This is a genomic window from Candidatus Villigracilis saccharophilus (assembly GCF_016711665.1).
In genome coordinates, this window is the sequence record NZ_JADJSO010000065.1 from 58,881 (window position 1) to 85,412 (window position 26,532).

At 51.9% G+C, this 26,532-nt stretch carries 26 protein-coding genes; 10 read left to right on the forward strand and 16 right to left on the reverse strand.

All coding sequences use genetic code 11. The features are described from left to right. Positions 1 to 25 precede the first annotated feature (25 nt). Positions 26 to 340 carry a YlxR family protein gene (locus IPL17_RS20690; RefSeq protein WP_345308981.1) on the reverse strand — a complete coding sequence of 105 codons (315 nt, stop codon included), beginning with the start codon at positions 338 to 340 and terminating at the stop codon, positions 26 to 28. 24 nt (positions 341 to 364) lie between these two features. After that, positions 365 to 2,245, reverse strand: a complete 1,881-nt coding sequence (gene nusA / locus IPL17_RS20695) for a transcription termination factor NusA (RefSeq protein ID WP_345308982.1) — start codon at positions 2,243 to 2,245, stop codon at positions 365 to 367. A 144-nt stretch (positions 2,246 to 2,389) separates the two neighbouring features. Here nusA and IPL17_RS20700 point away from each other — a divergent pair, with 144 nt between their 5' ends. After that, positions 2,390 to 3,124, forward strand: coding sequence for a class I SAM-dependent methyltransferase (locus IPL17_RS20700; protein WP_345308983.1), 735 nt, complete (start codon positions 2,390 to 2,392; stop codon positions 3,122 to 3,124). Positions 3,125 to 3,158: 34 nt separating this feature from the next. On the opposite strand, the gene IPL17_RS20705 is transcribed toward IPL17_RS20700, so the two are convergent. The 11 genes from IPL17_RS20705 to IPL17_RS20755 form a co-directional block, all read right to left on the reverse strand. Next, positions 3,159 to 3,590 (reverse strand): hypothetical protein, encoded by a 432-nt coding sequence (locus tag IPL17_RS20705; protein WP_345308984.1) that lies wholly within the window; start codon positions 3,588 to 3,590, stop codon positions 3,159 to 3,161. A gap of 62 nt (positions 3,591 to 3,652) precedes the next feature. Continuing rightward, positions 3,653 to 4,228 (reverse strand): hypothetical protein, encoded by a 576-nt coding sequence (locus IPL17_RS20710; protein ID WP_345308985.1) that lies wholly within the window; start codon positions 4,226 to 4,228, stop codon positions 3,653 to 3,655. A gap of 36 nt (positions 4,229 to 4,264) precedes the next feature. Next, positions 4,265 to 5,296 carry a L,D-transpeptidase gene (locus IPL17_RS20715; protein WP_345308986.1) on the reverse strand — a complete coding sequence of 344 codons (1,032 nt, stop codon included), beginning with the start codon at positions 5,294 to 5,296 and terminating at the stop codon, positions 4,265 to 4,267. A gap of 33 nt (positions 5,297 to 5,329) precedes the next feature. Beyond that, positions 5,330 to 6,349 carry a L,D-transpeptidase gene (locus tag IPL17_RS20720; protein WP_345308987.1) on the reverse strand — a complete coding sequence of 340 codons (1,020 nt, stop codon included), beginning with the start codon at positions 6,347 to 6,349 and terminating at the stop codon, positions 5,330 to 5,332. Positions 6,350 to 6,386: 37 nt separating this feature from the next. Further along, on the reverse strand, positions 6,387 to 7,061 hold the full coding sequence (locus IPL17_RS20725) for a L,D-transpeptidase family protein (protein ID WP_345308988.1): 675 nt from the start codon (positions 7,059 to 7,061) through the stop codon (positions 6,387 to 6,389). Beyond that, positions 7,003 to 7,638, reverse strand: a complete 636-nt coding sequence (locus IPL17_RS20730) for a hypothetical protein (RefSeq protein WP_345308989.1) — start codon at positions 7,636 to 7,638, stop codon at positions 7,003 to 7,005. The genes IPL17_RS20725 and IPL17_RS20730 overlap by 59 nt, the downstream gene beginning before the upstream one ends. A gap of 70 nt (positions 7,639 to 7,708) precedes the next feature. After that, positions 7,709 to 8,407: a L,D-transpeptidase family protein gene (locus IPL17_RS20735; RefSeq protein ID WP_345308990.1), complete on the reverse strand. Its 699-nt coding sequence runs from the start codon at positions 8,405 to 8,407 to the stop codon at positions 7,709 to 7,711. Next, positions 8,404 to 9,204, reverse strand: a complete 801-nt coding sequence (locus tag IPL17_RS20740) for an N-acetylmuramoyl-L-alanine amidase (RefSeq protein ID WP_345308991.1) — start codon at positions 9,202 to 9,204, stop codon at positions 8,404 to 8,406. Before IPL17_RS20740 ends, IPL17_RS20735 begins: the two co-directional genes overlap by 4 nt. A 3-nt stretch (positions 9,205 to 9,207) precedes the next feature. Next, complete coding sequence (locus IPL17_RS20745) at positions 9,208 to 9,705, reverse strand: hypothetical protein (RefSeq protein WP_345308992.1); 498 nt, start codon at positions 9,703 to 9,705, stop codon at positions 9,208 to 9,210. A 110-nt stretch (positions 9,706 to 9,815) separates the two neighbouring features. Then, positions 9,816 to 10,247: a hypothetical protein gene (locus tag IPL17_RS20750; RefSeq protein ID WP_345308993.1), complete on the reverse strand. Its 432-nt coding sequence runs from the start codon at positions 10,245 to 10,247 to the stop codon at positions 9,816 to 9,818. A gap of 94 nt (positions 10,248 to 10,341) precedes the next feature. Beyond that, on the reverse strand, positions 10,342 to 11,190 hold the full coding sequence (locus IPL17_RS20755) for a hypothetical protein (protein ID WP_345308994.1): 849 nt from the start codon (positions 11,188 to 11,190) through the stop codon (positions 10,342 to 10,344). Positions 11,191 to 11,214: 24 nt separating this feature from the next. Between IPL17_RS20755 and IPL17_RS20760 the strand changes: the two genes are divergently transcribed. From IPL17_RS20760 to IPL17_RS20785, 6 genes are all read left to right on the forward strand, one after another. Beyond that, on the forward strand, positions 11,215 to 12,228 hold the full coding sequence (locus IPL17_RS20760) for an NAD-dependent epimerase/dehydratase family protein (RefSeq protein ID WP_345308995.1): 1,014 nt from the start codon (positions 11,215 to 11,217) through the stop codon (positions 12,226 to 12,228). Between the two features lie 380 nt (positions 12,229 to 12,608). Then, positions 12,609 to 13,427 carry an alpha/beta hydrolase gene (locus IPL17_RS20765; RefSeq protein WP_345308996.1) on the forward strand — a complete coding sequence of 273 codons (819 nt, stop codon included), beginning with the start codon at positions 12,609 to 12,611 and terminating at the stop codon, positions 13,425 to 13,427. 49 nt (positions 13,428 to 13,476) lie between these two features. Next, positions 13,477 to 14,343, forward strand: coding sequence for a DUF1295 domain-containing protein (locus tag IPL17_RS20770; protein WP_345308997.1), 867 nt, complete (start codon positions 13,477 to 13,479; stop codon positions 14,341 to 14,343). Positions 14,344 to 14,554: 211 nt separating this feature from the next. Then, a complete protein-coding gene (locus IPL17_RS20775; RefSeq protein ID WP_345308998.1) occupies positions 14,555 to 15,586 on the forward strand; it encodes an ABC transporter permease in 1,032 nt (343 codons plus the stop codon). Then, the gene (locus IPL17_RS20780; RefSeq protein ID WP_345308999.1) at positions 15,583 to 16,485 is read left to right on the forward strand and encodes an ABC transporter permease; all 903 of its coding nucleotides are present in this window, start codon (positions 15,583 to 15,585) and stop codon (positions 16,483 to 16,485) included. Before IPL17_RS20775 ends, IPL17_RS20780 begins: the two co-directional genes overlap by 4 nt. A gap of 106 nt (positions 16,486 to 16,591) precedes the next feature. After that, positions 16,592 to 17,218 (forward strand): pentapeptide repeat-containing protein, encoded by a 627-nt coding sequence (locus IPL17_RS20785; protein ID WP_345309000.1) that lies wholly within the window; start codon positions 16,592 to 16,594, stop codon positions 17,216 to 17,218. 148 nt (positions 17,219 to 17,366) lie between these two features. Here the strand turns inward: IPL17_RS20785 and IPL17_RS20790 are convergent, their stop codons facing one another. From IPL17_RS20790 to IPL17_RS20800, 3 genes are all read right to left on the reverse strand, one after another. Then, positions 17,367 to 18,053, reverse strand: coding sequence for a glycerol-3-phosphate acyltransferase (locus IPL17_RS20790; protein WP_345309001.1), 687 nt, complete (start codon positions 18,051 to 18,053; stop codon positions 17,367 to 17,369). A gap of 77 nt (positions 18,054 to 18,130) precedes the next feature. Next, positions 18,131 to 18,529 carry a M67 family metallopeptidase gene (locus IPL17_RS20795; RefSeq protein ID WP_345309002.1) on the reverse strand — a complete coding sequence of 133 codons (399 nt, stop codon included), beginning with the start codon at positions 18,527 to 18,529 and terminating at the stop codon, positions 18,131 to 18,133. Then, positions 18,529 to 19,344, reverse strand: a complete 816-nt coding sequence (locus tag IPL17_RS20800) for a hypothetical protein (RefSeq protein ID WP_345309003.1) — start codon at positions 19,342 to 19,344, stop codon at positions 18,529 to 18,531. Before IPL17_RS20800 ends, IPL17_RS20795 begins: the two co-directional genes overlap by 1 nt. 62 nt (positions 19,345 to 19,406) lie before the next feature. Here IPL17_RS20800 and IPL17_RS20805 point away from each other — a divergent pair, with 62 nt between their 5' ends. From IPL17_RS20805 to IPL17_RS20815, 3 genes are all read left to right on the forward strand, one after another. Next, positions 19,407 to 20,399: a hypothetical protein gene (locus tag IPL17_RS20805; RefSeq protein WP_345309004.1), complete on the forward strand. Its 993-nt coding sequence runs from the start codon at positions 19,407 to 19,409 to the stop codon at positions 20,397 to 20,399. Between the two features lie 47 nt (positions 20,400 to 20,446). Then, on the forward strand, positions 20,447 to 22,378 hold the full coding sequence (gene gyrB / locus IPL17_RS20810; protein WP_345309005.1) for a DNA topoisomerase (ATP-hydrolyzing) subunit B: 1,932 nt from the start codon (positions 20,447 to 20,449) through the stop codon (positions 22,376 to 22,378). A 134-nt stretch (positions 22,379 to 22,512) separates the two neighbouring features. Beyond that, the gene (locus IPL17_RS20815; protein WP_345309021.1) at positions 22,513 to 26,532 is read left to right on the forward strand and encodes a GAF domain-containing protein; all 4,020 of its coding nucleotides are present in this window, start codon (positions 22,513 to 22,515) and stop codon (positions 26,530 to 26,532) included.

The following is a 26,532-nucleotide window of genomic DNA, read 5'->3' on the forward strand; positions in this document are numbered from 1 at the left end:
CGGTAAGTGACGAGTGACCGAGCGGCTATTCGTTCACATGACTTACCTTATTGGTCTCTGCGGGCAGAGTATTAATAAAATTTTCCAATTGAACGCGGTCTTCCGCGCTCAATTCCGCTTTGAGCGCATTCGCCAAAGCTCCCCTCAAACCGCGCACCCAACATTCGCGGCGATCGTGTAAATAAGCACCTCTTCCAGCCAGTTTGCCGGTTGGGTCCACTTGTACCCCTTCAGCCGTGCGCACGACCCGCACCATTTGCCTTTTCGGCAAAACTTCGCGGCATCCCACGCAGGTCCGTTGGGGTACATGTTTAACGCGCTGGACAGGTTTCTTCTTCACCTTCAAATTATCCCGAGGGATAAGTTATTCCCAATCTTCGCCGACGACATCGTCGCCGCGTTTATGTTTCTTGCGTCCAACAACCGCGCCGAGGCCTTCGTCAAATTCCAATTCAACGCCTTTCTTCTTGCCTTTCTTACCGGCGGCTTTCTTCTTATCGGCGTCATCGTCGGTTGTTGTGGTTTGGAATATCTCAGGCTTCATCTTGAACAATTCGTCGAGCGAGACGCCGTCCTTGGCATTCTCTTCCTCTTCTTCGACGACTTTCTTTGCGTCTTTCTTCCCTTCAAGCTGTTTCTTCTCGAGCGGGATTTCTTCCACTACAACAGGTTCGGTGGCAGCAACAACTGCCACGGCTTCCGCAGTGACAGGAACTTCCACCTTCACTGGTTCAGGCTCAGGTTCAGGGAAGGTGAGCGCAGCGAGGGATTCTTCAATATTTTGTAACGCCTTCGAACCCACGCCTGCCAGCCCAAGCACCTTATTGGGATCTGTCTTGAGCGTAAACATCAAACCGCCGACGGTCTCAAATCCGGCTTCGGTCAGAATGTTGAAGATATGTTCCTTGATACCAGCTTGATCGAGAGGCATGGTGAATGCGGCAGTCGGGATGTCTGCGCGCGCGGCAGTAGTGCGGGCTTCCTCCACGCGGGCGGCTTCTTCCTTGATCTGGATCGTGCGGCGTTCAACGCGGTCCACGAACTGACCCAACAGCGTGTATTCTTCCGGCATGATCGGGCGATTCTCAGCTTTCTTTGCGAGAATTTCCTGAACCTGTGGAATAACTTCCACGGCAGCAGGGATCAATGCGGCCAGTTCGGCATTGCTTTGTAATTTCTTTAATGAATCGCTGGAGGCTTCGGTCAAAGACTTGATATCAATGCGCCAGCCCGTCAATTTCGCGGCGAGACGGGCATTCTGTCCATCGCGCCCAATGGCGAGACTCAATTGGTCTTCGCCCACCACGACAGTCGCGGTGCGCGCGCCTTCATTATCAACAAGATACACGCCGTTCACACGCGCCGGGCTGATGGCTTTGGAGATATAAATAATGGGGTCTTGATCCCATTGGATGATATCGATTTTTTCATCGTGCAATTCTTTGACGATGGCTTGAATACGCACGCCTTTGATGCCAACGCATGCGCCGACTGGATCAATACCAGCCTGCGTCGCGGAGACTGCTACTTTCGCGCGGGCGCCGGGCTCACGCGCAATGGCGCGGATCTCGACAATGCCGTGATAGATCTCAGGGACTTCGTTCTCAAGCAGGCGTCGCAGGAAATTGCGATGTGCGCGTGAGAGCACGATCTGCGGACCACGCGTACCATCTTTGACTTCCATGACCACGGCGCGAATTCGGTCGTGTAATTTGAGTCTTTCGCCGGGGATCTTTTGATTGTTGGGCATCACGCCTTCGGCCTTCATATCAAGACCAATGGTTGCGCTCTGCGCGTTGGAGGCTTGCACCAGACCAGAGACGATCTCGCCGACCTGACGCTCGAAGTATTGCATTTGATTGGAACGTTCAGCCTCGCGGATGCGCTGCTGGATCACCTGACGGGCGGTCTGAGCGGCCACGCGGCCAAAGTCAGCGGGCGTGGTCTCAACAACGATCATGTCGCCTAGCTGGACTTCGGGGTTGACTTTGCGGGCAACTTCCAATAACACTTCAGTGCGGTCATCAACAACGTTGTCTTCAACTACTTCCTTCTCGGCATACACTGTGACCAAACCGGTATCCGGGTCAAGTTTGGCTTCCACGTGCTGCGCTGTGGATGCGCTGACAGCGCGGCGATAGGCAGAGACCATTGCTGATTCGATCGCAGAAACAACAATATCCTTGGCCAGTTGTTTTTCTTCCAGCACTTCATTGAAAGCTAAGGCGAACTCGTTTTTTGGCATACTACTTACTCCATCGCTCCTGTCTGTCTATATACAAGCAAAAAAGTGGGGGATACCCACTTTTCGATGTCTTCTTTATGGGGTTTTCCGTGCGCCCGAGATTTTAGCATAGAGGGGGGGAAGGCGCAAGGTATAATCGCAATTATGATTGAAAGAGATATGCAAAAAGCCGCATTGCGCGGTGAACCATCTTATGTTTGGCGCGCGGGTCAGCAGCGGCGGCTTGATATGATCGTGCGCGCCGCGGAAGACCGCCTCGGCGGGTTGGTGCTTGAAAACGGCTGCGGGGTGGGAATGTACGTGGAGAAGCTGACAGGCCTCGGCGCGAAAGTGATCGGATTGGAATATGATCTGGAGCGCGCTGTTGAAGCGCGGATCAAATCTGACAGGATCATCAATGCCGCTGGTGAATTCATCCCGCTTCCCTCTTCGACTTTTGACCTGATCCTCAGCCATGAGGTGATCGAACACGTTCAGGATGACCGCGCCGCGATCTGTGAGATGGTCCGCTTACTCAAACACGGCGGGCGCGCCGTGATCTTTTGTCCCAACCTTGGGTACCCTTATGAAACACATGGAATTTTTTGGAAGGGGAAATATTTTTTTGGGAACAAGTTGTTCGTGAATTATCTGCCGCGCACCCTGCGGAACAAACTTGCGCCGCACGTACGGGTGTATTCAAAACGCGCCATGCAAAAACTATTTGAAGGACTGCCTGTTAAATTTATTGAACGCACAATTATATTTGGCGCGTACGACAATATCATTGCACGCTTTGGCGCCCTGGGAAAATTTCTGCGGGCGATCCTGCAATTCCTTGAAGCCACCCCGTTGAAGTGGTTTGGGCTTTCACATTTCTGGGTTGTCGAGAAGATATAAAAAACTTCGGGTTCTTGAACCCGAAGTTTTTCTTTTATTCGCCATCGCCTTCATTATCGCTTGCGCGGCCTGGTTGTTCCACCCGTATGATCTCGCCGTGATAATTGATAATTACTTTGAATCCCATCATGCCAAGATAAGCGCGCATATCTTCCGGAATACCTGTTTTCATGAGCGTGTCAAATTGCTTGTCAATATTCTTGAGCTGCTGCTCAATGATCGCCCTGGAGAAGGGATCGTCCTGTCCGAGCATTTTTGCGGTTTGCTCCGATAGAAGGTCTTCACTGCCTTTCATCATTTCCGCCATTTGAGCCAGCACGGCGCGGTCCACTTGTTCGGCGGGGATGTGGCGGCGGAATCCTGAATCATCCACCACATAACATGGCTCATTCCCGATCAGCGATGATTCCGCAGAACGGCCTAATTCGTCTATTACAAGTCCGGCAAAGAGGGGTTGATTTGGCATGATAATTTTTATGTCGTTGCGAGGGCGGTGCTAGGGAGAGCGCTCCTCGCAATGACGAAGAATTAGCTCTGTCTTCCTTCAACCGCGGCTAATAGGATTCCGGCGGCAATTCCCAGGCGGCGGTCCAGGCGCTTGTTGATGTCCATGCTGAAATCCAAATTCAATTCATACGTGAAGGGATTGAAGTTCTGTTTGAGATCGGCCACGCGGTCAGCGCCCATGGTGATGTCATAGTTCTGCGGGACGAGGTTGCTGAGGAAACGGCGTAACAACGCCAGCCCCATGCTGTCTTCAAATAATGAACCGATCACGCTGTCATTGACATCGAGGATCTCCCATTCGTCACGCAGCATGGAGGCCAGACCCTTGCGGCGCAATGCGCCAACTTTTTGGCCTGTAGTGCTGTCAACAACATCATAAGCGGCGGAGAAATCAATGATCTGACGCGCTTTGATCATCAACACTTCCTGCGCTTTGCTTTCATCTGAAAACACGCGGATATCTTCACGCAGTTTGAACATTTTCTGTTCGCTGAATAGCATGAGTTTTCCGCTTGAATCGTAAACACGGAACTTGCCGGCCAACGCGAACACCTGGCGCTTGAGCACATACTGATTGGATAGAAAAGATGTATTCATTGATACTCTCCTTATGATTTTTAAGTCTGAAGTGTATTATACGACGAGGACGCGCGTCCCTGCGCCGGGCAGATTCAAATAATCTTCTTCGGGCGGGACGAGCGGATTGCTCCAGCGATAGATCCATTTGGATAGTTCTGACGGCAGATTGATGCAGCCATGACTGCGCGGACGGCCATAATCATTGTGCCAATAGGTGCCGTGGATCGCGTGTCCCATACCCGTAAAGAACGAGCACCAGGGCACGCCGGGCAGGTTGTAAACATTCTGAACCGCGTCACCCTGATTGGTCATGTGCCTGGACGGCCATTTATGGAAGGTACTGAACTCACCTTTGGGCGTATCCGTCCCTCGTTGTCCGCTGGAACAGCGCGCGCTAAGTACCATCTTCTCGCCTTCAAAGGCTGTGACCATTTGGGTGGCGATATCGATGTGGATCAATTTGTCAGCGGCGGGAACTTGCGGAGAAAGCATGGTCAGTTCATCGTCAGGGATGAGGCGCATATTAAAGGATGGAACGTAAAAGGATTTCTTAAGTTCATCATCAAATATTTCGTACCAGACGCTTTTCTCTTCGCGCGTTACGACAACTCTTTTTATCCAATGTGTGGAACCGTAATATAGGCGGTGTCCATTTTTGGCATAGGTGTATGGCGCGAGATGCGTGAGACTCATGGGTACGCAGATCTCCCCCAGTTGACCCGCTTCAGGGATCTCGTAAACGGCTTTTTGATAATTGGTCTCGACGGGCTGAATGCCGCCGGAGAACACATATCCGCCGCCATCCACTTCATACCAAATTCTATTGAACGAATTGCCAAAACTTTCATCGCCCTGCACTTCGGCTTTAAGCGAAATGACCTTGTCTATGCCAAAGAGATGCAGTTCATTTGCCTTGAAGGTTGGCGCGTCATAAAGCGGAATGCCGCTCCAGGTGATGCGTCCCTGCGAGGCGGGCGGAGCGGCCAGGGCGCGGTCAAAGCCCATTTCGGACAGGACAAACGCAAGCGCGCCCGAGGCGGATATTTTTAAAAAGTCGCGGCGGGAGAGTTGTATATTTTTTATCATTGGTTAAGAGGACGTTCCTTCACATCCATATTCTTACACTACGATCTCTACATTGGTTCCGCGGGAACCGTAAGCGAACTCTTTATTAAGAGAGACCTGCGGGGAAGTCCAGCGGTAGAGCCATTTCGCGGCTTGCGAAGACATGTTGATACAGCCATGCGAACGTGGGCGTCCGAAATCATTATGCCAGAAAGTGCCGTGGAATGAAATACCGCCTTTGGTAATGTATTGCACCCACGGCACACCGGGCAGGTCGAATCCGCTGGAGGCGAGATCGCCGGCAGCCATGTGGCGGGAGGGACGTTTGTAATACGTGACGAACGAGCCTTGCGGCGTGGTGTAGGTGCCCACCCGCAAAATTCCGCCGGTGGATACAGGCGATACAAACACAGGCAGATTATTTTCGTAGGCGATCACGATCTGCTCGCCAAGACGCACCATGATCTTTTTTTCACGGCTGGGAATTTCCGGGCTGATCGGCGCAAGTTCCTCTTCCGTCATAATGCGGAGATGTTCTGCGCGCGCGTAATAAGATTTGTCGAATTTATCGTCGCGGATCTGATACCACACCTGACCATCCTGCGCGGTGCTTATTGATTTTATCCAGTGTGTGGTTTCATAATACATGCGATATGCGGCTGGCGAGGTTCTGTCCGCGCTTTCATGCGCATCTGTATATGGCACGCTGATCTCTGCGAGAAGCCCCTGCTTTGGAATATCCATGCTCGGCGTGTTCAAGATCGTGCGGACGGGCTGAATATTCCCGGAATATAAAAAGCCTTCTGAACCGACTTCATACCAAACGCGGTTATGCGCCTCTTCATCATCGCTGACGGCTGTGTTGGTGATGCTTAGGAGAGTATCTCGCTGACATAGTCTGACCGGCGCGGCTTTCACAGATGGCCGGTCGAACATCCAGACGGTGCGTGTGGTGACACGTCCCTGCTGGGCGGCGAAGGGATCGTCAAAATGAAAATTGAGCGGAGGGACAAGTAAACCTGCCAGCCCGATCCCGCTCAATTTTAAAAAGTCACGCCGTGATACATTGTTCAATTACAAACCTGCTTACTTGTTTACCTGTCTGCTATTTTTAATAATGCACATTCACCACTGTGCCGACCGATGAGAAGTTGTACAACCATTCCGCGTCCGGGGTGGCGAGGTTGACACAGCCATGACTCATGGGCGTGCCGAAATTATTATGCCAGTATGTGCCGTGCAGTCCATAGCCTTTATAGAAATACATCGTGAATGGAACATTCGTTAAATAATATCCGGGACCAGACATGGTGGTCGAACGCAATTTGATCCAGATATTGTATCTGCCGGTCACGGTCGGGGTTTGCCAGGTGCCTGTCGAAACAAGGAAAGAATTAACGATGGTGTCACCTTCATAGGCGTACACACGCTGCTGCGACAGATCAACATCGATCCAATGTTCGCCATTCCCATAGCTGATGGGAACCTCCGTCGACTCAACGGGTGCAGCGGCTCCTTCAGGTGTCGGAGTATCCACTACGATCTCGGCAAGCACGACACCGGGCACGCTGGTCGCCTCAGGCGTGGCTGTGGATGAATCTGCACTGATCGTGTTGGTTGGGAGGACAGCGGGGTCCACAGTCGCGGTATCGGCAGGGATCACAACAACTTCAACGGTCTTTGTGCTGGTAGGAATTGCGGCAACGGGTTTTTGAGTAGCTGTAGGATCAATGATGACACCCGCGACCTCTGGCTGGGCGGTCGCTGTCACTGTTCGGCGTTGCAATGGCTGTTCTGGTCGCAGTTGGCTTAACGATCTGAGCAACCAGTGTATTTTCGGCGCTCGGCTTGGCAATGTCCACTTGAGCGAAAGGCTGTCTCTCAGCCGGCTGCGAAGCCGGCGCGGAAGCGAAAACATTTAATATGGATGCGAGCACCGGGGAATTCACCGCCGACCACGCCGCGAACACGAGTACTGCAAGTCCAGTCAACCCCAGCAGGATGGGCAAAAGCGAGCTTCGCTTCTTTGTGTTTTTCGCAGGGGACTTTTTTTCTTGAGCTTTCGGTTTTTCTTCGGGGGCGGCTGCGTTGGTGCCCGGAGTCTCGCCTAATCTTTGCAGCGCCCATTCCATGCCTTTTTTAGCGCGCAGACTGTCCGGGCTTAACTCCAGCGCTTTGCGGATGTACTCCACACTTTCACGCGGACTGGCAACCGCCGCCAGGATCAACCACGGGTCTTCGCTTTGAGGCGCGAGTTCCGCGGAACGTTCCGCCCATTGGCGCGCTTCCGCCATGGCGCCATTTTTCAAGGCTTCGCGCGCATACGATAAAGCTTCACGGGATTCGACAAAACGATCATTCATGGGTCACCTTCGTTTATATTTACGCGATACAAGTAAACAGGCAGATACATACAAGCGTGTTGCTAATTTTTCACCATTGAATTTCCACGGGCGTGCCTACCTCAGCCCACTCATAGAGTAATTGTGATTCGTACGTGCCAAGTACAACACATCCGTAAGAGACCGGTACACCCAAATATCCTTCCCACAAAGTTGCGCCGTTCGGCAGGATCGGCAGGGCGTGAATCCCGTTTTCCAAATGACCGGAATAGTAAATACCAAGCCAGTTCGGCATCCAGATATCCCAGGTGGAGCCGTACGCGCTGGGGATCTTGTCAAGCACACTGAAGGTTCCCACGCGCGTGGCATTGTTCATGCCGGTGGATGCGACAAAGCTGTAGACCAGCGCGTCGCCTTCATATACATACATGTGCTGTTCCGAGATGTCAACCAGAATATATTTATTGCCGCTGTATGTGGGGTTGGATGGCGCGGGTTGGTTTGGACCTGAATAAGAGATCGCGCCGGATGAATCTGACACGATCTCCGCGAAGACCGACGGCTCAGGTGTGTTGGTTGGCTGTGGAGTTGGGGAAGGCATTACAGTCGGCGATGCGGTGTAGGTGGGTTTGGCGATCCGCGCCAGGGCGAACGGATTTGAATGCGTGGGAGTCGGCGCGTTGTTGTAGCCCATCACAGGCGAAGAAGTCGCCGTCCATGCCGCGAACGCGACCACCGCGCAGATCAATGTGACGATCAAGGCTGTCCGAACGGTGCTTGATATGTTCATGGAGAAAAAGTGGGGATCGGAGTTGGCTGTACGTTTTCGTTATTTATAAAGCACAAAATACCTTTCGTGACGCCTTCAGCCACACGGCCTGTTTCCTGGGTCAGGATCTCACGATCAAGATATAAGAAGCCGGTTTCAATAATGGCCGTGATCGTGTTCGGATCTATTTCAGAGAAGGCATGATATTGGGTCATATCATTTGTGATGCTGCCGGCATGGAAAGTTAATCCTGTGGTGTTTTGATATCGATCCACCATGCAGGTGGTCAGGCGCTGCGCGCGGTTCACATCGCGCGTCTCCATTGAAGAGGCGATTTTGAAGCCGGTGGCTTCATCGTTAACATACTGGCAGGAGTCATTATGAATGGAGATCAGCGCCACTGCGCGGTAACCGTTCAGGCGTGTGTCAAATTCATTAAGCAAGTCCACTTGAAAGCCCGCGGCCACCAGGTTCGCCTTAACGATCTGTGCGATCGCCAGATTCACATCCGCCTCTGTGAGATCCGTCTGGCCGTTCGCGTCTGTGCAGACCGCGCCGGAATCATTGCCGCTGTGACCGGCGACAATGCCGACCCGTAATTGCGGACGGGGAGTGACGATCGGGCTGGATTCCTCGGCTTGCGGCGTGAGGATCAAATTAAGTTGGTTTTGCAAATTGCTTGCCAGCAGGGAATTTGGAGTCCAGGCGGTAAAGAGAGTCGCCAGCAGGACCGCAATACCGAGCGTGGCGGTAATCGCATTCACTCTGTGTGGCCGGCGCGCAGGTTTTGAAATAGGTGCTTGTTTTGTAGATTCCATGTTCTATATTGATAATATTACCTTAAAAACGGATAAACAAGGTGGAAAATTATGGTCAATTATTGGGCAATTTTCATGGCTTCCATTCCCGCACGCGCGTAAAAAGATCCTGCAGGGATTTAAATTTGAAACTGTCATAGCCAGGTTTTTTGTCTTTGTATGATCGTATTGGAACACACGCGAATTCGACGGGACCAATCTTGCGCGCTGACGAAACTCTGCGCGTGAGATATAGCCCGCCAGGGTGATGTCCATACCGTATACCCAAATATTTCCCCACTCTAAAGGTGAAATGATATGCGCTTCTTTATACACAGCGCTGTGGATTCCCAATCGTGCTGTGGGCATATTTTTGATGTGGATGGATGTAACTGAATAAAATGGATTTTCGAATGTGACACGCTTCTGCGCCGGCAGATGTACCACCCGTGTCGAAAATCTCCGCGCCTCATCCTGCCCGCTGACTTCGACCAGCGTGTCTGCATCTGATTCAGATTTCAAGACCAATGCGCCCACGGATTCCAGTGGGGCGGGTGGCGCCCCCCGCCGGGGGGGGGGGGGGGCCGGGAATGCGGCTGGTTCGTCTCGCCCCTTTAAGTCGTGTGCGGCGGTCAAGCCGGGGGGGGGGCAAATAGATATAAATCATGGTCTGTGTAACCGTCCATGTTGTGATGGTCAGACGGCACCAGCGCGGGCGCGTTCAAAATGACAGATGGGTCAGTCCGTATTTGCGCGATCTGGTCACGATGCGAGATGAGAAAGGATTTGATGTCACAGCGATGCCCGCCTAATGAGACATTATATTTATCGGGATCCGTGAATGGAGAGGTGCCGATCACATCAAATGGGATTTCCTGCTGGGAAAGATAACGCCGAAATGCCAGTTCCACTGCCGCTTCTGCCACCACCCGGCGGATGCGGTCATAGGGTTTTACTCCGCTGCGCTCGAATGAATTTGACAGAGTCCGCAGCGCGTACGCGATGCCTCCTTCGGTCAGGTCAGGGGTGTAAGGGAGTCGGATGAGGTGCGAAGAGTTTTGCATGATTCTGGAGTCCATCAGCTTGCTGATGGACGTAATAATAGCAATGTGTTTTGTTTAAACATTCGGACAGCAAGCTGTCCGAGTCCAGAGTTAATTACGGCAGCGGAGTTTTGGTTGGCAGAACATAATCCACTTTTTGAATGGTCAGATCAGAGAACGAGACGATCACCGGGGTATCCGCGGAGGATGTGACAAAGACGCCGATCGTTCCGCTTGGATAGCTGGGTTCGCGGATGCTGAATTGATAGCGGTCATTCAGGAAGAAACGCATCTCCGAGCCGACCGCCCAGATGCCAATGCGGACTTCGCCGGGTGCGCCCGGGGGAGCATCTCCGCTGGGAATGGGCTTTTGCATGGTGAGTTTTGTCCCGGCGCTGAGCCTGTCCATGTAAATGGTGCCATTGCAGGATAACCCGAAGCGGTAATAATAAACTGAGCTGGCGCGCACCAATATGCCATAAGAATCCTCGCCGCGGCACAGGCTTGGGCGCGCGGTGATCTCGGCGTAATGATCTTTCAGGAGCAGGTCAGTGCGCAGGCTGGTCATGTACACGCCGCTTTGCGCCGCGAGTGTGAGGTGATTATCCTCCATGATCGCCCTGGCTTGATTCGATTTGGGGACATCCCACAGCGTTGGGTCGGAGAAATCGTCAGTGACCACAATCGAGCCGAGGCCGGGGCGCATGTCTGGGGGCGGGGTAGTGGTGGGAAAAACCTGAAAGGTCGGAGTGGCTGAAGGGGGGAACCAGTCTATGGTCGCAGTCGGAAGCGGCGTCTCTGTCGCGGGGGTGACGATGGGCGTGATGATGATCGGTTCAAAGGCGGAGCAGGATGCGATCAACAATGTCATTGCGAGGGCGAAGTAGAATCGCAGCGACATAAGAAATATCATGCGTGTTTGATGACAGGATTTCATGGATTGTGTCGTAAAATTGATTGACATTATTCTAGCATACAAGGAGCGAACATGAGCGAAAAGCAAGTGCTTGTGACCGGCGCGTGCGGTGAAATTGGTCAGGCGTTGGTGCAGGGGTTGGCAAAGCGGGGCGGATATCGGATCGTGACCGCGGATTTTATGCCGCTGCCGGATTCGATCAAAAACCTTTCAGCGGAACATGTGCAGGGGGATCTGGTTTACAAGATCAAAACTTTTTACGATTACGATTTCGATATTATCTTTCATCTGGCGGCATCGCTTTCCTCCAAGGCGGAGGTTGCCACAGAAGAGGCGCACCGCATTAATGTGGAAGGCACGATGCAGCTGCTAATGTTGGCGGCGTATCGTTCAGAAAAATACGGCAAGGCGGTCAAGTTCATCTTCCCCAGTTCCATTGCCGCGTATGGGATGCCCAGCGTTGAAGAAAAAAATAAGGCGGGCGCGGTCAGGGAAGATGACTGGAACATGCCGCACACGATGTACGGATGCAATAAATTGTATTGTGAAAAATTGGGGATGTATTACGGAAAATATTACGGCCAAAAACATTTGGATGCGAACCCGCCGGTCATGCCGGACTTTCGGGCGATCCGCTTCCCCGGGCTGATCAGCGCCTTTACATTGCCCAGCGGCGGAACCAGTGACTACGGCCCGGAGATGCTCCACGCCGCAGCACAGGGCAAACCGTATTCGTGTTTCGTGCGCGCCGATTCAAAGATCTCCTTCATGGCCATGCCGGATGCGATCAAGTCCCTGTTGATGCTGATGGATGTGCCGCGCGAGAAATTATCCAGTAATGTCTATAACATTGCCGCCTTCGCCATCACCGCCGAGGAATTCCGCCAGCGCGCCTTGAAGGCTTTCCCGGATGCGAAGATCACCTTTGATGCAAATCCGCGCCGACAGGGCATCGTGGACTCATGGCCCGAAGATGTGGACGACTCCCTCGCCCGCGCCGATTGGGATTGGAAGCCCGATTACGACGTGGATAAATTCTTCGATGATTATTTCCTGCCGGAAATACGCAAGAGGTATGGGAAGTAGGGGGAAAGGCTGTGAATAAGAAATAAGTTATGAGTTATCAGTGGATAAGTCCATTGATAACTCATCTATGGGCTGCTCCACTCGCTACGCTTCGGGGATGATATATGGGTTGAGTCAGGAAGAAATTGGGATTGTGAAAGGGAAATAAAATACTCCACCAAGGTGAGGGGGGCACCCTGAGTGGAGCGACTATATTGTTACACATAAGCCTGTAGTTGACAAGGAATTCGTATATAAAAAGCGTTTGGTTTGTATAAGAGTCTTAAGTCCGCGCATACCGCGCAAGAGGCAGATCGTCTCACAAGCGAAGTTGAGCGAGGAAAAAATAAAGATGAAAGATGACTATCATCTGATGTTATATAAGAAAGGACAAAAATTCCATGGCGCTTTATGTAGAAGAAACTGGCTCAGCCTCCGCTCCGACAATTATTTTTTTGCATGGTGGCGGCGGGGCTGGCTGGATGTGGCAGCCGCAAATTGAACAGCTTGACGAATATCACTGCCTTGTTCCAGACCTGCCCGAACAGGGGCGCAGCGTGAATGAAAAACCTTTTCGTATTCAAGATAGTGCCGCGCAAATTGCCGAATTGATCCGAACGCGGGCGCATCATGGAAAGGCTCACGTGGTCGGCTTGTCGGAGGGCGCGCAGGTGGCGGTCGCATTGCTGGCATCCGCGCCTGAACTGGTCGATCATGCTGTGCTCAGCAGTGCATTGGTCCGCCCGCTTCCTGGCGCAAAATTGATGACGCCGGGACTGATCGGCCTGACCTATCGTTTATCGGTCACGCCATTCAAGAATAGCGATTGGTGGATCCGTTTGAATATGAAATACGCGGCCGGCGTTCCTGATAAATATTACCCGCAGTTCAGTACATCCTTCAAGGAATTAACGGAATCTGGGTTCACGAACCTGATGATCGAAAATCAACGCTTCCGCCTGCCGCACGGGTTGGAGCAGGTCAAGGCGCCCACGCTGATCGTCGTTGGAAAAAAGGAATATCCGGCCATGCATCAATCCGCCCGTGACCTTGCGGCTGTCATCCCTGCGGCGCAGGCATATCAAGTTGTGCATGATGGTAAGATGTCGCTGGCTGAGGAACATAACTGGAACATGACCGCGCCGGATCTGTTTACGCAAACTGTACGGGCCTGGCTCAGCGGACAAGCGCTTCCAAAACAACTGCATCCGCTTATGTAATGGAAAATAACCGCAAGATCATTTAACATTTTTAATAAGGAGAACATTAATGAAAAAATCAGATCGTATCGCGCTAATCACTCTTCCCATCATCATACTTATCGGTATTCTGGTCGCCCTCGCAGGCAGTCAGGGCGGGATCATGCTGGGCGGAATGCCACTGTTCGCTTTATCGGTCGGGCTGGCTTTTGTGATCCAATGGCTGGTCTTTATCCCTGCTTATTTTATGCAGACCGAGAAATTCTTCGACATCACAGGCAGTATCACATATATCTCCATCACCCTGGCGGCTCTATTCTTCAGCGCGGATGTGGATGCACGGTCCATGCTGCTGGCGGCTTTGGTGGTCATCTGGGCTGTCAGATTAGGCACGTTCCTTTTCAGCCGCATCCAAAAAGCAGGCAAGGATGACCGCTTCGATGAGATCAAGCCTTCGTTTGTGCGCTTCCTGAACGTGTGGACCATTCAAGGCTTGTGGGTGACATTTACTGCCGCCGCTGCGCTGGTTGCGATCACATCCACACACCGCAAAGAACTTGACCTGTTTGCTGGCATCGGTTTTCTGGTGTGGATTCTTGGCTTTGGGTTTGAGGTCGTCGCTGACTCTCAAAAAGGCCGCTTCAATGCCGATCCGAAAAACAAGGGAAAGTTCATTCAAACAGGATTATGGTCGCGCTCGCGCCACCCGAATTATTTCGGTGAGATCGTACTTTGGCTTGGCGTGGCGATCATCGCATTACCCGTCTTGCAAGGCTGGCAATGGGTTGCCATGATCTCGCCGATCTTTGTCACCTTGCTGCTAACCCGCGTCAGCGGAGTCCCCTTGCTTGAAAAGAAGTCAGATGCAAAATGGGGCGGGCAGAAAGATTATGAAGAGTATAAAAAAAATACACCCGTGTTAATTCCGAAGCTTTAATGACAGCCTGTACCTGCCGCATACGATATCGTGTGCGGCGGGTGTTTAACAAAAATTCTCTGCCGTACAAAAATCAAAGTTGAACCGCAAAGCTCGCAAAGAAAATCTTTAAAACCCTGTGTTCTTAGCGCTCTTCGCGGTAAAAATGTGTGAATGTAAAATAGACAAATCAAAAATAAAAAACAGTTATAAGACCTGGAACAAGTTGTCAATGATTGCCCGATTTTTGTTCACAAGATTTCTGCGGATGATAACGATTTTGCTTGGCGTGACGTTGATCACGTTCCTCTTGATGCACGCCATCCCAGGTAACCCGTGGAGCAATTATTCGAGTTCGCCGCGCATGATGCTTGGATTGGGAATTGATGCAACTCTGCAGCGTGAGCTTTACCATCGCTTCGGCCTTGACCTGCCTTTATGGCGGCAGTTCACCCGGTACGTGGTCGGGGATATTGATGATGACGGCATTTTTTTCTGCGGGGCGGTGTGCGGTAATCTAGGCCCGTCCATTCAACAGCATGGACGCACTGTGCAGCATGTCATTTTTTCTCCCCCGGAGGGTAAAACTTTTTGGGAGAGCCGCTTCGGCTATTCCATTCGATTGGTGCTGCTCGGGTCGTTGATCGCGGTTGGGCTGGGGATTCCGCTGGGAATATGGAGCGGTGCGAAGCCCTGGTCAGCTGTCAGCCGCGCGATCTCCGTCGGGCTGGCGGGCTTGATCTCGATCCCCAATTTTGTGCTTGGTTTGTTTGCGATCATCGTGCTGGCTTCCTGGCTGAAAATCATTAAAGTCCTGCCGGATTGGAGCGTGCCGGGCAATTGGATCATCCCTGCCGTCGTACTGGCTGTATTGCCGATGGCAAATATTGCCAGAGTGACACGTGCCTCCCTGATGAATATTTTGAATGAAGATTACGTCCGCACCGCCCGCGGGAAGGGATTGGGCGAGCGTCGCGTGATGCTTGTTCACATTTTGAGCAATGCCATTGTTCCGATCATTACCTTCCTCGGCCCGGCTTTGATGGAAATGTTCGCGGGCTTGTTGATCGTCGAACACCTGTATTCATTTCCCGGCATCGGGCGCGGATATTGGGAAGCGGTGCTTAAACTGGATTACCCCATGATCCTCGGGCTCACGCTGATCTATGCGGCTGGCATGTCGCTCGTGAATATTTTGATCGAGTTCCTGTGTGAAGTTCTTGATCCGCGCGTGCGTTCCGTCACGCATCAGGCCGCCGCATGATCAAGCTGTTCCCATGGAAGCGGGCTTTGCGCAGTAGAACGGTCTGGTTCAGCCTGATCGTAATGCTGGCTTTTAGCCTGTTGGCCATAATAACTCCCCGGGTCGCTCCGCACGATCCGTACAAAATGAGGGTCACGGATTTCAATCTGCCGCCCATGTGGGTGCAGAGCACCTCCGCGCCGGGTGTTGCGGAATATCCGCTTGGCACAGACCGCTATGGCAGGGATGTTTTCAGCCGTTTGCTTTACGGCACACGCACCGCAATGTTCCTTGCGCTGACTGCCGTTCCCTTGGCTGCATTCATCGGGACTTTGATTGGTTTGATAACAGGGTATGCCGGCGGCCGCATTGACGCCGTCTTCATGTTGTTTACAGACATGCTCAATTCTTTACCTGGCATTATGTTCCTGGTGATCATTGTGCTTATCTTCCGCGGCTTATTCACCCCCAGCTGGGTGCATGGATTATTTACATTGATCGTTGGTTTTGCTGTGGTTGCCTGGGTCAGCCTTGCGCGCCTGATCCGTATTAATGTGCTGCAGCTTAAATCCCAATTATTCATCGAAGCGGCGGTCGGCATTGGCGCATCTCCGTGGCGGATCATGACCCGCCACCTCCTGCCGAATGTACTGCATGTCGTCCTGGTCTGGATCATCAACAACATTCCTGTCGTTATCCTGCTCGAAGCGGTGCTGGGTTATATCGGTGTCGGCGTGACCAGCGCAGTGGACGGCGGCGAATTCACGGTGGTCAGTTGGGGCGGTATGTTCTTCTCGGGCCGCTCCTTGATGAGCCGCAATCCGTTGATGCTGATGATCCCTTCCTTTAGTATTCTGTTGATCTCCATGAGTTTTCTTCTGTTGGGTGATTTTCTGAATGGCATCACCCGCCGGGAGTGAAGGGACTGTCTATCTTAAAAAGAACGATAATGACAAATAGTCCTATATAATAAAGCAACAAAGCGGTTAGACGGATTTTTTCCAATTGAGTTGGAGTGAGATTACCATGACGAAAAAGAAACCTGAAAAGAAAATAGTTAAGAAGAAATCACCCAATATAAAGACACCTGCGAAAAAGATCGTCAAAAAGAAGCCGCCGGCCAGGAAAGCTCTTGAAAAGAAGGTGGCTGAATACAAGCTCCCTGAATATAAAATTCCTGAAATTAAGATTGCTGGAAAAAAGGTCTCTCAAAAGGAGATTAATGAACTGATCAATACCCGCATCAGGGATCTGGCAGAACTTGACCCGCATAAAACCATCCAAAGCAGCGCGGACCTGGCGCGGGCAAATTTGGTCGCGGCAAAACTTCTGCATGCCGCCCTGGTCAATGCCAGAATGATAGGGGCGGACTTAAGCCGCGCCAGATTGATCGGCGCCAACTTGAGCGGCGCGGACTTGAGCGGGGCGGAACTTGTCGGCGCGAACTTGAGCGGGGCAAATTTAAGCAAAACCAACTTGAGCAAAGCCGGTCTTACTTTCGCCTATATGATCGGGACTGACTTGCGTGGTGCGAATCTGACAGGGGCTTACTTGAGTGAAGCGAATTTGAGTGGCGCCAAGTATGATGAAGAAACGATCTGGCCCGAGGGATTTGATCCAACAACGACAGGCGCCGTACTTGCGCCATTATGACTTTTTTCCAAAGTATGGGCACGCTCTTGAAATGAGAAAAACCAGACCATAAAACCTAATAAGAAATATAGTAACAGAATTTGTGATCGATAAAAAAAAGAGACCGTTTGTTTTTCAACGGTCTCTTTTCGCATCCATGTATACCTGTTTACTTTTCCGCTTCCCGCCCCTCGCGCTTCGCCCGCAGCCAGCCGTTCAAACTGTACTTCACCACTCGTTCGTTGCCCTCGAATAATTTTTTCAAGTTCGGACGCAAAGCCCAAATAAGCAAAATTTCCGCGCCTATGCCATACCACACATCCACCCATTGACCGTCAAAAAATAATGCGCGGACAGCAAAACCAATGATCGCGAATAAAGCCACCGCCATGGTTGTGATGGACGCGATGCCGACCGTGAAGAACGTCAACATACCGAGCGGGAGAATGAAAAGGATTGAGCCTGGCCATAATCCCATCGCCCCTCCGACGGAGGGCGCTCCGCCCGCTCCGCCGCGTAAACGAAACTTCCCGTTCTCGCCGCGTTCCGCCAGAAAGATGGAGTAGTTGTGCCCAAGGATCGCCGCGATCGGCGCGAGCACATGCACCCATTCACTGTTCGGGGTAAGCCATTGCGCCACCCACACGCCCACCGCGCCTTTCAATATGTCAAGCAGGGCGGTCGCAAAACCAGCCCAAAATCCCGCCGCGCGCATGGCGTTTGTCCCGCCCGTGCGGCCGCTTTCCACTTTACGAATATCCTTCCCAGTTTTAAGTTTAACGATCAGCAGTCCAAAGGGGATCGAGCCAAACAAATAAGCCAGAAAAATGATCCCAATATCGAATGCAATTTGCATTGAAACTCCTCCAGAGAATTGTGTCCTCGTACTGACGAAATGTAGTGATGAAAACACGGAAAAACAAATAAGGTTGCTTAGCGTACCTGTAAAGCCACTTCGCTATAGCCGCCGTTTTCGATCCAAAAGCCGCGGGCGCGCCACGAGCCGTTTACGGGCGCGAGGATGACGTACACAACTGCATAGGCGGCCTGCGTTATGTCAGATGGCGAAACAACTTCCGGTCCGCTTGGATGCGAGTGAAAGATGCCAAGCAATTCCTGCCCATTGGATTCGATCCACTCGAAGGCGTGTAACTGTTCGAGCGGATCCATCACGTATCGTACTTCGCTTTGAGCCTGATTCGCGACCTCAAGCACAGATTCTACCTGTGAATCTCGTCCTGCCAAAAGACCGCAAGCCTCGAGCGGTGCCTGTGACTGGACATGCGCGGTCATTTTTTGAAGTTGTTCATTTGTGAGCGTGAGGGAATTCATTATCGTAAAAATAATGCGGAAACCCAGGCTATCCCAACGATAATGGCGGGTGCCAGCGCAGCGCGCCGCAGGGGAATATTTTCCGCAAGGCTGACGGATAACATGGTCAGTGCATACAATGGACCTGTCAACGCAAGTCCGAATTGGATCGGCGTGAGCGGCCAGTAATGCAGTCCCGCGCCGACCTGCGCGCAGACAATGCCAACGCCGATCGCCCACGGAAAATCCCAACGGTCTGTGCCGTCAAGATGCAGGATGCGCAGGCAGATCAATGCCGCGACAAGGAAGATGGCAGGCACAAATAAGAACATGCGCGCACCCGAATACCGCAGGGAAGTGGTGAGAATTAAGAATAACACGTACGCGAGCGCGGTAAGGCCCGCGCGCGCAAATCCGTAGGTTGGGGTCGATGGGTCAATTGTGATGTACTCTGCCAGAAACACGATCAGCAGCAGGATCGCCGCAAAGGAAAAGCCAGCCCACCAGGTTATTCCGTCTGGCAATATGCTCAGCGGAGCGCCGAGCACGAAAGTGGTCAGGGTTGGCAGCATGATATGTTCGATGTTCGGCTTCTCTCCAAGAGCAGGATGGTCGCGGGTCAGCCAGCTCATGCCTGTGGCGCTCAGTGCGGCGGTGAGCAGGCTCATAATCGAACCAAGCGTGATGGGATAGGCAAAATAGAAGCCGGGCAGTGCGATCGTCAAGGTGAAACGCGGTGATTGGATCAGCCGTGTCAGCGCGAAAGCCAGTAATACTGAGGCGACCAGTACGCCCACGCGGTCTGCGGACGGCAGATAGGAACGGTTCTCTTGCATAAGAAGATTGTACCTGTGGGGGGGCGTGAGCGCAAGCAGGGGTATGGTAGAATCAAAATGTTATGGAAGTTTCAAAAGTTGAGAATTTACCCCGGCCTCCCGGAATTATCAGCTCAATAAAAGCGGGCTTCGACACCATCGCCGCGCACATCACAGCGATTTTATTGCCGCTGTTATTGAATTTATTCCTTTGGCTGGGTCCGCGCCTGCGCATGAACGCGCTATTCGATTCGATCAAGGATGACGTCGTCTCGATCTGGAGATCGGGCGGTGTTTCTGCCGAAGATATTCAACGCGTATTAACCTGGTATGGCGACACGATTCCAATGGTCAACTTGTTCTGGCTTTTGCGGACGCTGCCGGTTGGGATCTCGAGCCTGCTTTTTCCAAAGGGCGTATCATCCACCCCGCTGGGCGACCCCGCCAATTTGCAGGTCAGTGCCTTGAGCCTGCTCGGCTGGATTTTCCTGCTGACTTTGCTCGGCTGGATTGGCGGCGGACTGTATTTTCGCAGTGTGGCGTGGATCGCAGCTGCCGGCAAGGAAGATAAACCGATGGGTATTTTGCGTGCCATCGTACAAACCATGTTCATTTCCATTTTATGGGGAATCCTTTCCGTGATGATCGGTGTTCCGCTCTTGCTTGTTTTGGGTCTGTTGCTTCAATTCAGCCCGTTGATCGCGAACCTGCTGGTGATATTCATCAGTATTGCCTCCATGTGGGTGATCGTACCTCTGTTCTTTTGGCCGCACGGGGTTTTCCTTAAGAAGCAAAATGTGATAACTTCGATTCTAAGCAGTTTTCAGATGGCGCGCTTTACACTTCCCACCAGCAGCCTGTTCGTGTTGACGGTTTTTCTAATGACCTTTGGCTTGAACTTTTTATGGAGCATCCCCCCCGAGGATTCCTGGATTACATTTCTTGGTATCTTCGGTCATTCTTTTGTGACGACTGCCCTGTTGGCCGGCAGTTTCATCTATTATCGCGATATGAACATCTGGCTGCAAAATGTGATCGAAAAATTGCGTCCAAATACCGTCACAAAACAAGCGTGAGCGATTTTATTAAAAAGTAGACAGTTTTCAAACTGTTGGAGGATTTTATGGCTGAAAAAGACAATGTAATTAATTATGATGTCAGTTCGATCCAGGCGCTGGAAGGCATTGACCATGTCCGTAAACGTCCGGGTATGTACGTGGGCGGTACCGACATCAAGGCTTTACATCACCTAGTTTATGAAGTCGTTGATAATGCCATTGATGAGGCGCTTGCGGGTGTCTGCAATAGGATCGATATTACCATTCACCCGGACAGCAGCGTGACCATTGAAGACAATGGCCGCGGTATTCCGGTTGGTCCGCACCCTACCAAAAAAGATGCAAATGGCCGTCCAATGGAAACATTGGATGTTGTCATGACCGTCATTGGCGCGGGCGGTAAATTCGGCGGCGGCGGGTATAAGGTTTCCGGTGGTTTGCATGGCGTGGGGATCAGCGCAGTCAACGCCCTCTCTGAGTGGACCATTACTGAGGTCAAACGGGACGGCAAACACTGGCGTCAGGAATACAAACGCGGCGTGCCGCAAGGTCCCATCAAACTGATCGGCAAAGTAAAGGATGAGACCGGCACCAAACAGACCTTTAAGTTCGACAAACAGATTTTCACAGAAGATATTGACTTCCGTTTCGACACCCTCATTCAACGCCTGCGTGAAATGTCGTTTGTGACGCGCGGCGTGACCATCAAATTTTTAGATGAGCGCGCCGACCGTGAAATGACCTTTTACTTTGAAGGCGGCATTACCGCTTTCGTGCGGTATCTGAATCGCAACCGTGAAGGTCTGCATCCCGTTGTGCACGTTGAAAAAGAAGTTGAAAATATCGGCATTGAAGCCGCGATCCAATACACTGACTCCTACACCGAATCCGTGTACTCCTTTGCGAACACGATCAATACCATTGACGGCGGTACACATCTGACCGGTCTACGTTCTTCATTAACGCGTGTGGTCAATGACTATGCCCGCAAGAATGGCCTGCTCAAAGATGCCGACCCGAATTTTTCAGGTGACGATACCCGCGAAGGCTTGACCGCGATCGTCTCGATCAAACATCCCGATCCGCAGTTTGAATCGCAGACCAAGGTCAAGCTGATGAATCCCGAAGCGCAGACCTACGTCACCCAGGTGGTCGGCGAAGCATTCAGCACCTTCCTCGAAGAGAATCCGCAGGCGGCCAAGACGATCATCGCCAAGTGTTTAACCTCCGCGCGTGCGCGTGACGCGGCGCGCAAAGCGCGTGATCTTGTCATCCGCAAGTCTGCACTCGAGTCGTTGACATTGCCCGGTAAGCTGGCAGACTGTTCCGAGCGCGATTCAAACAAGACCGAGTTGTATATCGTGGAAGGTGATTCCGCGGGCGGTTCAGCCAAACAGGGACGCGACCGTCACTTTCAGGCGATCCTTCCGTTGCGCGGCAAGATCCTCAACACTGAGCGTGCCCGTCTTGATAAGATCCTCGGCAATAATGAAGTCAAGTCGCTGATCTCAGCATTGGGAACAGGCATCGGTGATAATTTTGACCTCGAAGGCTTGCGCTACGGACGGGTCATCATCATGACGGATGCGGATGTGGACGGCAGTCATATCCGCACGCTGTTGCTGACTTTCTTCTTCCGTTATATGCCGCAATTAATTGACGGCGGTCACATGTATATTGCCCAGCCGCCTTTGTACCGCATCGCTTATAAGAACCAGGTCAAATATGCATACAGCGATAAAGAGAAGGATAAGGCTGTCAAAGAGTATGGCAATGATAAAGTTGGCATTCAGCGCTACAAAGGTCTTGGCGAAATGAATCCGGAACAGTTGTGGGAAACGACCATGAATCCCACCAACCGCACCCTGCTGCTTGTCACCGTGGACGACGCCGCAGAAGCCGACCGTACCTTTGATATGCTGATGGGCGATGCCGTTGACCCGCGCAAGAAATTCATCCAAACTCACGCCAAGAGCGTCAGGAATTTGGATATTTAGCAGATCAATTTCCAAAGAGTAATAAAAGAAGAGATCACTTAAGTTGTGGTCTCTTCTTTTTTGTACCGGGCCTTTCTTCTTTGTTATGAAAGTCGCATACACCTTAAAGCATTGTGGAGTAAAATTTGACCATTATGAAAGCTCAGGTTGTGCAATCTGGTTTGATCCAAGAAGCGATACCTGCCAATAAACTGCTCAGCAATATTCTCACGTGGATCGTGCTGATCTATCAGGCAGTTGCGTTGTTTATCTTTTTTGCATGTATATACCTGGCAATAAACTGGATCAGGGAACCTTTTATTGGTTCTTTTTATGAGCATACGCTGGTTTTTGTTGATACCGGCCCCACACAAAAAGGGAGCGCCTGGGAATTCAATGCGCTGGTTTCCAGTGGAGATCAGATCGTTGCGGTGGATCACACCCCGGTCCAAACTCAAGCGGATGTGCGTAAAGTCATTATCGGAAAGCACCTTCCCGGAGACGTTATCCCGGTCACAATAAGGTTTATCAACGGGGAAGTCCGCGATCTCGACATTACCCTGCACACGTTCCCATCTCAAGGCGTCAATCTTTATTTTATTGTCCCAACTGTCATCAGCATGCTCTTTCTGATCTTCAGTTTATGGATCTTTGGCTTGCGCCGCAACGAACCGGCCGGGCGCGCGTTTTCATTATTCACCTCCTCCATTGCCATTGCAACCGGCGCTTTCTTTAATATCTCAACGACTCACGAATTTACGATCATCTGGACCTTCAGCTGCGCCATCGCCGGCGGAGCGATCGTCGCGCTTGCGCTTTCCTTCCCGCAGAATCCGCGCTTGATGATAGATCGTCCCTACCTGCGCTGGATCGGACTGTTCATTGGCATTGCCATGGCGATGATGGCAACTCCCACACTTTTTAACTTAAGTGAGCCGACAGCTTACATCCGTTACTGGCGGGCCATTTATTTATTCGTTGCCGTGAGTGTCCTATTCCTGCTTGGCGCGAATCTATATTACTCTTTTTACGCGCAATCACCGGTGGTGAAAACGCAGTCCCGCGCCATTATTGTCGGCGCGTTGATTTCCTTTATTCCTTTAAGCGTTTGGCTTGCGCTTGGGGGAGTGCTGGCACTTAACTTTTCGCCGTATTTGTTTTTACCAATTGTCATATTTCCCGCTGTGATCGGGTACAACATTATGCGCTTTAAATTCCTGCGCACCGATGATCTGGTACGGCGCGGATTTATGTATTTTTTGCTTACGGCGATCGTGATAACCGGCTATGCATTATTGTCCGGCGGGGTGGGGGTGATCTTCAATACCCGCATGCCTTCCAATAATCCCTACCTTGTCGGCGGATATATTTTTCTTATCGCGCTTTTGCTTGAGCCGATCCGCACCCGGCTGCAAAGACTTGTGGATACCGTCTTCTTTCGCGGCGAGCGTGCTTTTGCAGAACAACTTGAGGGCTTCTCCCATAGACTGGCTACTGCGCTGGATCTCAACTCTATTGGAACGATCCTGCGCGAGCAGATCGCATCCACCTTAAGCCCGAGCCGGATCCACATCTATACATATGATTCACGCGACGATTTTTTCTCGGCCCTGCCCGGCGAAGACCGCCGCCCCACCAGCGAAATTCGTTTTACAGCCGCGAGTCCGTTTGCCCGTTATTTTGAAACGGAACACCTGCCCTTATATTTGGACAATACTGCTGAACTGCCTTCCGTATTGAAGCCTGAGCAATCGCGGCTGGCGTTGCTTGGCGCGCGCTTGTTTATTGCCCTGCCCGGTAAACACCGTGAAAACGGCTGGCTTGCTTTGGGTTCGCGTTTATCTGGTCTGCCTTATACTCCGCGTGACCTGAGGTTCCTCGAGAATATTTGCGATCAGGCATCTGTTGCGATCGAACGTGTTCAAACCGTTGCGCGTCTTGAACGCCAGATCCAGGAAATGAATGCGTTGACGCGTGTTTCTCAAGGCGTGAATGTCACATTAACTTTTGACGATGTGCTTGAGCTGATCTACGCCCAGACGGTGCAGATCATTCCCACGTCGCATTTCCATATCACGCTGTACAACAAGAAAAGCGATTATTTCTATTATGGTTTTTGTGTCGAAAACAATGAGCGTATCCCCGAACGCGAGAATCTGCCTTTTTCAATCACTTCCGGTCTCAGCCCGGAGGTGATCCGCAAAGGCCGCCCGATCAATACTCAGGACTATATCCGCGATTGTCAGGCGCGCAACCTCACGCCCATTCTGGAGAATGTATTCGCCTGGATGGGTGTGCCTCTCAATGCCGGCGCGGAGTCCATTGGCGCGCTCAGTGTTGGCAATCATGACAGCGCGACCGCCTATACACGCGGACAACTTGAACTTCTACAGGCCATCGCAGATCAGACCGCGGGCGCGATCGTGAAGGCGCGTTTGCTTGACGAAACTGAACAACGCGCACGTCAGCTTTCCACCTTGAATGAAATTACCCGCCAGTTGACTTCCACTCTGGAACTGGGTCCCCTGCTACAAAATATTCTTGAGAACGCAGTTGGGATTTTGAATTGTGAGGCCGGCAGTTTACTGCTTGTGGATGACCAGACCAGTGATCTGATCTTCAAGGCGACCACTGGACCGGTGGCTTCCAACTTGATCGGGCAGCGCCTTCCAGTCGGCACCGGTATCGTTGGGCGGGCGGTGCAGACCCGCGCACCCGTGATCGAGAACGAGGAGCATCAAACATCAGCCAGATTCAAAGGGATCGATCAGCAAACTGGTTTTGCGAGTCGTTCACTTTTGGCCGTTCCGCTTCAGGCGAAGGATCATGTTACCGGCGTGATCGAAGTCATCAACCGCCGTGATGGACTGCCTTTTGTGCAGGACGATCAAAACTTGCTGACCGCGTTTGCGGGTCAGGCTGCGGTTGCCATTGAGAATGCGCGCCTTTATGAACTCACCGATCAGGAACTGGCCGTGCGTGTCGAGGAACTCTCGGTCATGCAGCGCATTGATCGGGAATTAAATGCCAGCCTTGAAATGGATCGCGCCATGCGCATCACATTGGATTGGGCCTTAAGACAATCCGGCGCGGAAGCGGGGCTGATCGGCATGTTGGAGGAAAATTATCTGCATGTCATGTCGCAGCAGGGCTTTGATGAACGAATGGCGATTCTGCCGGATCAGACGATGAAAGTGGATCTGCCCGCCATGGTGCGGTCTGTGGAAACAGCCCAGCCGCAGCGTTTGGCGGTTGCCGACTCTAATGCGAAACTGCTCGCCACTACGCATACACAGATCATCATACCCATCCGTCGTGAAACCGCTGTGATCGGTCTGCTGCATCTGGAAAGTACAAGCGATTCCCAGGTGGATATTGAGTTTTTAACCCGTCTTACTGATCATGCCGCCATCGCCATTTCCAACGCGCAGCTGTACGGTGAAGTTCAGCGCGCTAATCTTGCCAAAAGTGATTTCGTGTCATTCGTGGCGCATGAGTTGAAGAACCCGATGACCTCCATTAAAGGCTACACGGAATTGCTGGCGGGCGGAGCGGTTGGAACGGTCAACGAAATGCAGAATAATTTCCTCAACACCATTAAATCCAATGTTGAGCGCATGTCCACTTTGGTTTCGGATCTTAACGATAATTCCAAGATCGAGGCTGGCCGCTTGCGCCTTGACTATAAAGCCACCGATGTTGCCGCGCTTGTTGATGAAGTGATCCGCTCCATTAAACGTCAGGTGGAGGATAAGAAACAGATCCTTGAGGTGGTTTCGCCTGAGAATCTTCCACCCATGTGGTCTGACCGCATCCGCGTCAGCCAGGTGCTTACCAATCTTGTCAGCAACGCTTATAAATATACGCCTGAAGGCGGGCTTATCCAGGTGGGCGCGGAAGAGACCGCCAATGAATGGAATCCTGAAGGCGCTGCGCGGGTTATTCACTTGTGGGTCAAGGATAGCGGTATTGGCTTGAGCCCGGATGACCAACAGAGGGTTTTCCAAAAATTCTTCCGTTCAGATGATCCAAAAGCGCGCGAGGTACCGGGCACGGGATTGGGTTTGAACATCACCAAGAGTCTGGTTGAAATGCAGGGCGGCCGCATCTGGTTCGAGAGCGAATTCCGCAAAGGCACAGCTTTTCACTTTACCATTCCGGTTGCGTCAGAGTAG

Coding starts and splice junctions, on each gene's coding strand:
- IPL17_RS20815 (WP_345309021.1), top strand. CDS start 22,513: ATGAAAGCTCAGGTTGTGCAATCTGGTTTGATCCAAGAAGCGATACCT.
- IPL17_RS20790 (WP_345309001.1), bottom strand. CDS start 18,053: ATGCAAATTGCATTCGATATTGGGATCATTTTTCTGGCTTATTTGTTT.
- IPL17_RS20710 (WP_345308985.1), bottom strand. CDS start 4,228: ATGAATACATCTTTTCTATCCAATCAGTATGTGCTCAAGCGCCAGGTG.
- IPL17_RS20760 (WP_345308995.1), top strand. CDS start 11,215: ATGAGCGAAAAGCAAGTGCTTGTGACCGGCGCGTGCGGTGAAATTGGT.
- IPL17_RS20750 (WP_345308993.1), bottom strand. CDS start 10,247: ATGCAAAACTCTTCGCACCTCATCCGACTCCCTTACACCCCTGACCTG.
- IPL17_RS20775 (WP_345308998.1), top strand. CDS start 14,555: ATGATTGCCCGATTTTTGTTCACAAGATTTCTGCGGATGATAACGATT.
- nusA (WP_345308982.1), bottom strand. CDS start 2,245: ATGCCAAAAAACGAGTTCGCCTTAGCTTTCAATGAAGTGCTGGAAGAA.
- IPL17_RS20740 (WP_345308991.1), bottom strand. CDS start 9,204: ATGGAATCTACAAAACAAGCACCTATTTCAAAACCTGCGCGCCGGCCA.
- gyrB (WP_345309005.1), top strand. CDS start 20,447: ATGGCTGAAAAAGACAATGTAATTAATTATGATGTCAGTTCGATCCAG.
- IPL17_RS20770 (WP_345308997.1), top strand. CDS start 13,477: ATGAAAAAATCAGATCGTATCGCGCTAATCACTCTTCCCATCATCATA.
- IPL17_RS20715 (WP_345308986.1), bottom strand. CDS start 5,296: ATGATAAAAAATATACAACTCTCCCGCCGCGACTTTTTAAAAATATCC.
- IPL17_RS20765 (WP_345308996.1), top strand. CDS start 12,609: ATGGCGCTTTATGTAGAAGAAACTGGCTCAGCCTCCGCTCCGACAATT.
- IPL17_RS20800 (WP_345309003.1), bottom strand. CDS start 19,344: ATGCAAGAGAACCGTTCCTATCTGCCGTCCGCAGACCGCGTGGGCGTA.
- IPL17_RS20730 (WP_345308989.1), bottom strand. CDS start 7,638: ATGAATGATCGTTTTGTCGAATCCCGTGAAGCTTTATCGTATGCGCGC.
- IPL17_RS20755 (WP_345308994.1), bottom strand. CDS start 11,190: ATGTCAATCAATTTTACGACACAATCCATGAAATCCTGTCATCAAACA.
- IPL17_RS20780 (WP_345308999.1), top strand. CDS start 15,583: ATGATCAAGCTGTTCCCATGGAAGCGGGCTTTGCGCAGTAGAACGGTC.
- IPL17_RS20735 (WP_345308990.1), bottom strand. CDS start 8,407: ATGAACATATCAAGCACCGTTCGGACAGCCTTGATCGTCACATTGATC.
- IPL17_RS20700 (WP_345308983.1), top strand. CDS start 2,390: ATGATTGAAAGAGATATGCAAAAAGCCGCATTGCGCGGTGAACCATCT.
- IPL17_RS20795 (WP_345309002.1), bottom strand. CDS start 18,529: ATGAATTCCCTCACGCTCACAAATGAACAACTTCAAAAAATGACCGCG.
- IPL17_RS20805 (WP_345309004.1), top strand. CDS start 19,407: ATGGAAGTTTCAAAAGTTGAGAATTTACCCCGGCCTCCCGGAATTATC.
- IPL17_RS20785 (WP_345309000.1), top strand. CDS start 16,592: ATGACGAAAAAGAAACCTGAAAAGAAAATAGTTAAGAAGAAATCACCC.
- IPL17_RS20705 (WP_345308984.1), bottom strand. CDS start 3,590: ATGCCAAATCAACCCCTCTTTGCCGGACTTGTAATAGACGAATTAGGC.